Annotated in this window: 6 protein-coding genes and 1 rRNA gene; all 7 read right to left on the reverse strand. The window is 45.6% G+C overall.

Going from position 1 to position 8,461, the window contains the following annotated elements; all coding sequences use genetic code 11:
• Positions 1–5 precede the first annotated feature (5 nt).
• A complete protein-coding gene (gene radA / locus MH215_RS27870) occupies positions 6–1,373 on the reverse strand; it encodes a DNA repair protein RadA (RefSeq protein ID WP_056697618.1) in 1,368 nt (455 codons plus the stop codon).
• Positions 1,374–1,660: 287 nt separating this feature from the next.
• Positions 1,661–4,120: an ATP-dependent Clp protease ATP-binding subunit gene (locus tag MH215_RS27875; RefSeq protein ID WP_145053376.1), complete on the reverse strand. Its 2,460-nt coding sequence runs from the start codon at positions 4,118–4,120 to the stop codon at positions 1,661–1,663.
• A gap of 229 nt (positions 4,121–4,349) precedes the next feature.
• Positions 4,350–5,414, reverse strand: coding sequence for a protein-arginine kinase McsB (gene mcsB / locus MH215_RS27880; RefSeq protein WP_056697615.1), 1,065 nt, complete (start codon positions 5,412–5,414; stop codon positions 4,350–4,352).
• 39 nt (positions 5,415–5,453) lie between these two features.
• Complete coding sequence (mcsA, locus tag MH215_RS27885) at positions 5,454–5,978, reverse strand: protein-arginine kinase activator protein McsA (RefSeq protein WP_056697612.1); 525 nt, start codon at positions 5,976–5,978, stop codon at positions 5,454–5,456.
• Positions 5,979–6,007: 29 nt separating this feature from the next.
• Complete coding sequence (locus tag MH215_RS27890; protein WP_024633618.1) at positions 6,008–6,469, reverse strand: CtsR family transcriptional regulator; 462 nt, start codon at positions 6,467–6,469, stop codon at positions 6,008–6,010.
• Positions 6,470–6,953: 484 nt separating this feature from the next.
• The gene (locus MH215_RS27895) at positions 6,954–8,129 is read right to left on the reverse strand and encodes a GNAT family N-acetyltransferase (RefSeq protein WP_239294139.1); all 1,176 of its coding nucleotides are present in this window, start codon (positions 8,127–8,129) and stop codon (positions 6,954–6,956) included.
• Positions 8,130–8,343: 214 nt separating this feature from the next.
• Positions 8,344–8,460, reverse strand: a 5S ribosomal RNA gene (gene rrf, locus MH215_RS27900).
• Between the last annotated feature and the right edge of the window lies 1 nt (position 8,461).

Raw genomic sequence — 8,461 nt, forward strand, 5'->3', positions numbered from 1 at the left:
GCCCCCTAATCTAAAGCGACCGCTAGTGCATCTGCCACGGTATTTACACCGATCAGTTGTATCCCGCGAGGATGTTTCCAGCCCTTTAAGCTTTTTTCTGGTAAAATGACTCGTTTGAAGCCAAGCTTCTCGGCTTCCTTTACACGTTGTTCGGCTCGTGATACAGCTCGAACTTCACCCGTCAAACCAATTTCGCCAAATATGACATCGTCTGGTTTGGTTGGTACATCTCTTAGACTAGAAGCGATGCTGATTGCAACTGCCAAATCCACAGCAGGTTCATCTAGGCGTACGCCCCCCGCTACATTAAGATAGGCATCCTGGGTTTGCAGAAACATTCCCATCCGTTTCTCCAATACAGCGATGATCAAGTTTAACCGGTGGTGATCTATGCCTGTCGCCATACGACGCGGAGAAGGGAAATGAGTGGCAGAGATTAATGCCTGTAGCTCCACGAGCAAGGGTCGTGTTCCTTCCATACTCGCTACCACCGTAGATCCAGCTACGCCGAGTGGACGTTCCGACAGAAAGAGCTCTGATGGATTACCGACTTCACGGAGTCCATCTTCACCCATTTCAAAAATACCGATCTCATTCGTGGAACCAAAACGATTCTTCACTGCCCGCAATAGACGATACGTATGATGACGCTCCCCTTCAAAATAGAGCACACAATCCACCATATGTTCTAGCATACGTGGCCCAGCAATGGCACCTTCCTTGGTAACATGCCCTACGAGAACCGTTGCAATGCCTCGACCTTTGGCAATTCGCATGAACCTTGATGTACATTCCCTTACCTGAGCTACACTTCCCGGCGCACTGGTAACTTCGGGCAAATATACTGTCTGAATCGAGTCGATGACAAGAAAATGCGGCTGGATCTGCTCCACCGCTTCTTCAACACGCTCCATATTGGTTTCACACAGCACATATAGCTCAGGAGAGAGTGCGCCAAGACGATCTGCTCTTAATTTGGTTTGTTTTACCGATTCCTCGCCCGATACATATAACACACGTAAACCTGAATGTGTCAACGCATGAGACGTCTGCAACATCAATGTTGATTTTCCGATACCCGGATCTCCGCCCACCAGAACGAGAGAACCTGGAACGATCCCGCCACCCAATACACGGTTCAGTTCTCCAATTCCAGTCTGCACTCGCGGCTCCTGACCGCTATCTATATCTATGATAGGAAGCGGTTTATCTTTACTGTCAAATAGGGGAGAATTCCTCCCTTGTGTTTTGACCACCGTTTCAGTTTCTTCTATCATTGAATTCCATGACTGACAACCTGGACACTTACCATACCATTTGGGGGCTTCATAGCCGCATTCCGTACATTGAAACTTGGTTTTTACTTTGGCCACTTCAGCACTCCTACCATTTATTTTATAACAGCATTTTGCATTATTCGACGAATTTTGCCCCGACTTCCTAACGCGCAGGGTTAATAAAAGTTTACCATTGTTTGAGATTTTTCGTAAAGGATTATCGTAAACTTTACACATGTTCCTGAATCTTCTACTCCTGTTATTGCCACTTCATCAGTGGTAAGAAGCCAGATGGGTCAGATTGCAAAAAAGACCTCTCTGGCATAGGCCAGAAAGGTCTTTAGTCGTTCCCACGAATTTCTTAACGAATGATCCCGATTGGGTTACTTCGTTTCGATCTCTTCCGTGGAAGGAACAATATCTTTTTTAGTTACAGACAAGGCGCCATTATCCTCATCAATGAGTAAGGAGTCACCTTTGACCACATTGCCTGTGAGCAACTCTTCTGACAATTTGTCTTCGATATGCTTCTGGATTGCCCGACGTAGTGGACGTGCACCATAAGCTGGATCAAAGCCCGCTTTGGCAAGGAATGCCTTCGCATTGTCCGTAAGCTCGAAGTCGACTTCATATTCACGCAGTCGTTTCCGAAGTTCTTCACTCATGAGTGTAACAATCTCAGCAATGTGTTTTTCTTCGAGAGAATGGAAGACGATAATTTCATCAATCCGGTTAAGGAATTCTGGACGGAAGCTTTTCTTCAGCTCATCCATTACTTTACCCTTCATGTTGTCATAATCTGCTCCTGCATCTACCACAGCAGTGAATCCGAGCGTAGAGTTACGTTTAATCGCTTCTGCACCCACATTGGATGTCAGAATGATCAATGTGTTGCGGAAGTCAACTACGCGGCCTTTGGAATCTGTCAGACGACCATCTTCAAGCACTTGCAACAGAATGTTGAACACTTCTGGATGTGCTTTTTCGACTTCATCCAAGAGGACTACGGAGTACGGTTTGCGACGAACTTTCTCTGTCAACTGACCGCCTTCTTCATAACCGACATATCCTGGAGGCGCTCCGACCAATCTTGAAGTGGAGTGTTTCTCACCATACTCAGACATATCGATACGGATTACTGCATTCTCATCACCAAACATCGCTTCAGCCAGCGCACGAGCCAGCTCGGTTTTACCAACCCCAGTAGGACCCAGGAAGATAAATGAACCCATTGGACGTTTCGGATCTTTCAGACCAGCACGAGCACGACGTACAGCACGGCTGACAGATTTCACAGCTTCATCTTGACCGATAACACGTTCATGGAGAATTTGCTCCAGGTTCATCAAGCGCTGCGTTTCTTCTTCTTTCAGCTTGTTCACCGGAATTCCAGTCCAGTTGGCTACCACTTGTGCGATATCCTCAGGTGTTACCTCAGAATCTGTGCGACCTTGTTTTTCTTTCCATTGGTTCTTCGTTACATCTAGCTCTTCACGGATTTTTTGTTCCGTATCACGCAGAGCTGCCGCCTTCTCGAACTCTTGGCTTTGCACCGCTGCATCTTTTTCCTTGCGGATATCTTCCAGACGGCTCTCCAATTGTTTCAAGTTTGGTGGTACTGTATATGAATTTAATCTTACTTTGGAACCCGCTTCATCGATCAAGTCGATCGCTTTGTCCGGCAAGAAACGGTCAGTAATATATCGATCAGACAATTTAACCGCCTGTACAATTGCTTCATCTGTAATTTTCACACGGTGATGGGCTTCATAACGGTCACGCAAGCCGTGCAAAATTTGAATAGCTTCTTCTGGGGATGGTTGATCCACCGTAATAGGTTGGAAACGACGCTCAAGCGCTGCATCTTTTTCAATATATTTACGATATTCATCCAGCGTTGTTGCACCAATGCACTGCAATTCTCCACGAGCCAGAGCTGGCTTCAGAATGTTAGAAGCATCGATTGCACCTTCTGCTCCACCTGCACCGATTAAAGTATGCAACTCATCGATAAACAGGACGATGTTACCTGCTTGGCGAATCTCATCCATGATTTTTTTCAAACGATCTTCGAATTCACCACGGTATTTCGTACCCGCTACAACTGAACCCATATCCAGTGTCATAACACGTTTATCACGCAATGTTTCTGGAATCTCGTTTGCAATAATTTTTTGGGCAAGCCCTTCAGCAATCGCTGTCTTACCTACCCCTGGTTCACCAATCAATACCGGATTGTTCTTCGTACGACGACTCAGCACTTGAATTACGCGCTCAATCTCTTTGCTACGTCCAATCACAGGGTCAAGATTGTTTTCCCTCGCATAGGCCGTGAGGTCACGAGCCAGGCTGTCGAGAGTTGGCGTGCTAACATTAGCAGGTGTTCCGTTATGACTTGATACCGCTTCGCTGCTACCCAGCAATTGAAGCACTTGCTGACGAGCTTTGTTCAAGCTAATACCTAAGTTATTAAGTACACGTGCTGCTACACCTTCACCTTCACGGATCAATCCAAGCAAGATGTGTTCTGTTCCTACATATGTGTGTCCCAATTTGCGGGCTTCATCCATAGATAGCTCAATTACTTTCTTCGCACGAGGCGTATATGCAATGTTAGTAGGTTGCTCCTGACCACGGCCAATCAGCGTTTCTACTTCATCCTGAATTTTTTCCAATCCGAGTCCCAGGCCGATCAGCGCTTTGGCTGCAATACCTTCGCCTTCACGAATGAGGCCGAGCAAAATGTGCTCAGTACCGATGTTATTATGACCGAGACGGACAGCTTCTTCCTGCGCTAATGCCAGTACCTTTTGGGCACGTTCCGTAAATCTTCCAAACATCATATCTCCTGCACCTCCATGGTTTTGGATAAAACGGGCTAGAGCAACTGAACCAAGCTCTCCACCGTATTCTTTATAACACGTTGTCTGCAGCCATGCTGCGAATAAAATCATTAAGCATTTCACATCAATTATTGTAGAAACGTTGCTATGACCTGATGTAAATCTGCCTTATTATATAAAAGCTGCAATTGCAGCGTGAAACCTCATTTATAATTCTGGAAAAGCTACCTTACTTTGCGGGGTTGATCGTATCCCGAATTAGCTGAGCACGGTAGATATCTCGTTCATCTGTACGCATATCTTCCCCGAACGTTTTCTGCAAAAAACCAGGCTGAGTCATGACGTTCAGCTCGTTCATCACCGGTATAGTGAGTCCTTCCAGCAGACCTAGATCTACACCAAGACGAACATCGGAGAGACGCTGTGCAGCTTCCTTCGAGTCCACAATGGCAGCGTGAGACAGAATACCATAAGAACGCATAACCCTGTCCGTAATACGCAGTCTTGAGTCTGTAATCAGTCGCTCTCTAGCCGTACGTTCATGCCCAATCATCTGTAAAACAACACTATGCAGATTTTCGATAACTTCTTGCTCGGTCTGTCCTAGCGTGATCTGGTTAGAGATCTGGAACAGGTTACCCATTGCTTCGCTACCTTCGCCGTAAATCCCTCGGACAGTAAGCCCTACCTGGGAAACCGCCGTTAGAATACGTCCAATCTGTTGTGTCATGACCAGAGCCGGCAAATGCATCATTACGGATGCCCTTACACCTGTACCGACATTGGTAGGACAACTGGTCAGGTATCCTCTACGATCATCAAATGCATAATCCACATGCGCTTCAAAAGCATCATCTATCGCAGAAGCTTTCTCCCAGGCTTCTTTCACCTGGAACCCCGGATAGAGGCATTGGATCCGAAGATGATCCTCTTCATTAATCATGATACTGACGGATTCATCCTCACTAAGAATGACAGCGCCGTTCTTGGATTCATTCGCAAGACTGGGACTAATCAGATGTTTCTCCACCAATACACGTTTGTCGAGTTCATCAATATCGATTAGATCCAAAGTGTGGAAATTTCCAAAAGCATGAACATCGTCGTATTGAAGTACTTCGCTCAGCTTATTCAGCACTTCCTCCGATTGCTCATTGGATGCAAGCATCGGAAATGGATAATGCTGTAGGTTGCGTGCGATCCGGACACGGCTGCTAATGACGATCTCTGAATCAGCCGCATCACTGCGCATCCAATCGCTGAGCGCCTTCTCTGTAAAAGGCAGATTAGGCATTACGCATCCCTCCTACTCATGTCAAACTCATGTCAAACTTTACTCCTGAGCTATTTCTTTTTCAAGTTCTCTGATCTGGTCACGAATCTGCGCAGCTTCTTCGAATTCTTCTTGCGTGATACTTTCTTGAAGAGTACGTTTCAAATCTGCAATTTGTCGTTTGACCTTGATACGCCCACCCGCCCTTGCAGGTACTTTACCTACGTGGGAGGTGCTGCCATGTACCCTTTTGAACAACGGGTCTAAACGGCTATCAAAATATTTATAACATGAGCTACAGCCGAATCGGCCGATTTTGCTAAATTGGGAATACGTCATGCCACATTCTTCACATCGAAGGGATTGAGCAGGTGGTGTTCCTGCGGATCCACCTTTGCCAGATGGGTCGAAATCGAGCAGACCGGACAACAAGTTATGAATGGAGAATCCACCTGCTGTTCCGGGAATCATTTCCCCTTTTTCACGAGCACACGACTCGCAGATATGAAATTCCGTCTTCTCTCCGTTCACGATCTTCGTGAAATGAAGTGTAGCCGGACGATTATTACATTCTTGGCAAAGCATTGATGTACCTCCTTTGATCCCGATAGTTTTCATTTACCGAGCAAAGATATTAACATCGCCTTCAACATTCTGGCACGAATTTGATCCCGGTAAGGAAGTTTGACCAAAATAATTTCTCTCGATACAGCCGCCCGCATCAACCCCGCCTCTCGTTTGCTCAAGAAACGCGCTTCCTCAAGTTGGTAGATCAGACCTTCGGCAGCAGTCTGCCCGATCTCATCTCCAATACTATGATGCAAATGGTTATGCAGTGCCGAGTGAGCAGGTAGTTCGATCCGTTGAATACGTACATAACCACCGCCACCACGTTTGCTTTCTACCAGATAACCCTTCTCAAGGGTAAATCGGGTGCTGATGACGTAATTAATCTGAGAAGGCACGCATGAGAATTGGTCTGCCAGATCATTACGCTGAATTTCAACCATTCCTTCGGGACTTTCATGCAAAATACTCTTCAGATATTGTTCGATAATATCAGAGATATTACGCATCCACTCATCCTCCACTGTCTGAAACGTTAAGTCAATAAGGACCCACACGCCCCTACAGAGTGCACCTTCTCATCCCATTTAACCATTCCGTGAAACACCGAATCTGGATAGCACAAGTGTTACCGGGAGAGTATAGGCCGCTCGAAGGTCCTTTAATACTGCTTGTTCCGCAAAGAAAAGTGTAGTCGCACTCTACTCAGCGGATGGCATAAGAAAGTCAAACGAAATGATGATCTCAGTTGACTTTGACTTTCTTTGACTTTATATACATTATAGCATATTTTGTGAGTTTGCCAAGTGGGGTCACTATTCATTTTTTACGATTTTACACGAAATATTCTTTGGACACAAAAAAACCTCTCCAAAAGTGCTGGAGAAGTCCATTTGTCTTACCTTTACGCCTTTATGCTATATGAGGTGATTTTAGGAACCATCAGCGCTGCAATTAAACTAATCCTTATAATTTTTTGATCACTCTAATCCTTTAGAAGAAATCAAGTAAATACGTTTCCCGTACAGGAATTGCATTCTCCAAAGCACTAATTGCCTCAGCAGGCCCATAAATCCTGCCTATCTGTTCCATTTCAGCAGGTCTTCGGTACCCCATCAGCACAGCAGTAAGGGATTGAATATCCATTTGTACTGTCTGCTCCTCAGAAACAGGTTCGGAAGCCTTCCAGATTGAAGCCGTTCCATTCATGGCAACATTTAATTGCCACACACCTTCGTTCCAAGGTGCATGATCATCCTTAACCTGAAGAGCAATCTGTACTGGGGAATCCTGACTGGCAAACGGATATTGAGAAATAAATTGCTCCACACTCACGATACGAGCCATAAAATAAGGAATAATCTCTTGCTGAATCCGTGGATTATCCAATTGAAAAGCAAGAGTGTCACTTGCTGGCGCTTGTAATGTAACTTCTTCAATCATGGAATCATGATTGGCTATGAAAGTCCACAGGGCTTGTCTCGCTTCTTCATTCAGATGAATGATCTCATCGATCGCGAACTTACGCTCCTTGACCTCGTATAATATATATCCCTGGGCTTGCCCAGCTTCATCATAATATACGGCCTTCTGACTGGTTCCCTCCGTAAGCACCGAGTCTTTCCACCACGCATCGTCACGGATCAACATTCCGTTATAGCGCTCCGCATAAGCATTATATACACTTTTTAAAACATCCAGATCTGGATTGCCTCTGCGCAGCGTTCCGGGTGTTTGTTTTTTGGCAGGTAAATGCGAAGTAGGCACTTTATATTTTTTGTACTCAATGTATGTTTCCCATCCATACTTCCGATAAAAGGCAAACGCGAACGGATGCAGAAACGAAATGCTCTGTTTGTTGCGATTCATTTCTTCCAATGTGTGTTTGAGAAGACCAGCTACCCAGCCCTTTCGTCTGTACTCTGGCCAAGTGGCTACACCTGCAATTCCACCCATGTCGAATGATCGACCATGAATATACGTTTGAAAAGGAATAAGGTGGAGCTTGGCACCTAGGCTGCCATCATCATAAACTCCCCATACATCGTGTTTTTCAAACTGTTTTTGGCGTTTCTCCCTTTGCTCCTCTTTCATTACAAATTGAAATGCATATTCAGAAAGCGCCATGCATTCTTCGAAAGCGTCTGCTGTTAATTTACGAAATTCCATCTCATTCTGCACCCCGTTCTCTAGAAAATGATGAAAACATCCCAGTGTGGTCTGATTTGTGTTGTATATCTTCTCTATGAGTGTGTCAGAGGAATCCTGCAAAGTCAAATAAGAGGTGCCTTAGCACCCCTTGAATACATATATACTCAGAAAATAAGATGTTCTTCCGAGAAAAATAAAAACCACCACCGAATAACATCGGCAGTGGTTCTTCGCTTGGCGGCGTCCTACTCTCCCAGGACCCTGCGGTCCAAGTACCATCGGCGCTAGAGGGCTTAACGGTCGTGTTCGGGATGGGTACGTGTGGAACCCCTCCGCTATCGCCACCAAAC

It is taken from the genome of Paenibacillus sp. ACRSA (assembly GCF_022346845.1).
In the GTDB taxonomy this organism is placed as follows: Bacteria; Bacillota; Bacilli; order Paenibacillales; family Paenibacillaceae; genus Paenibacillus.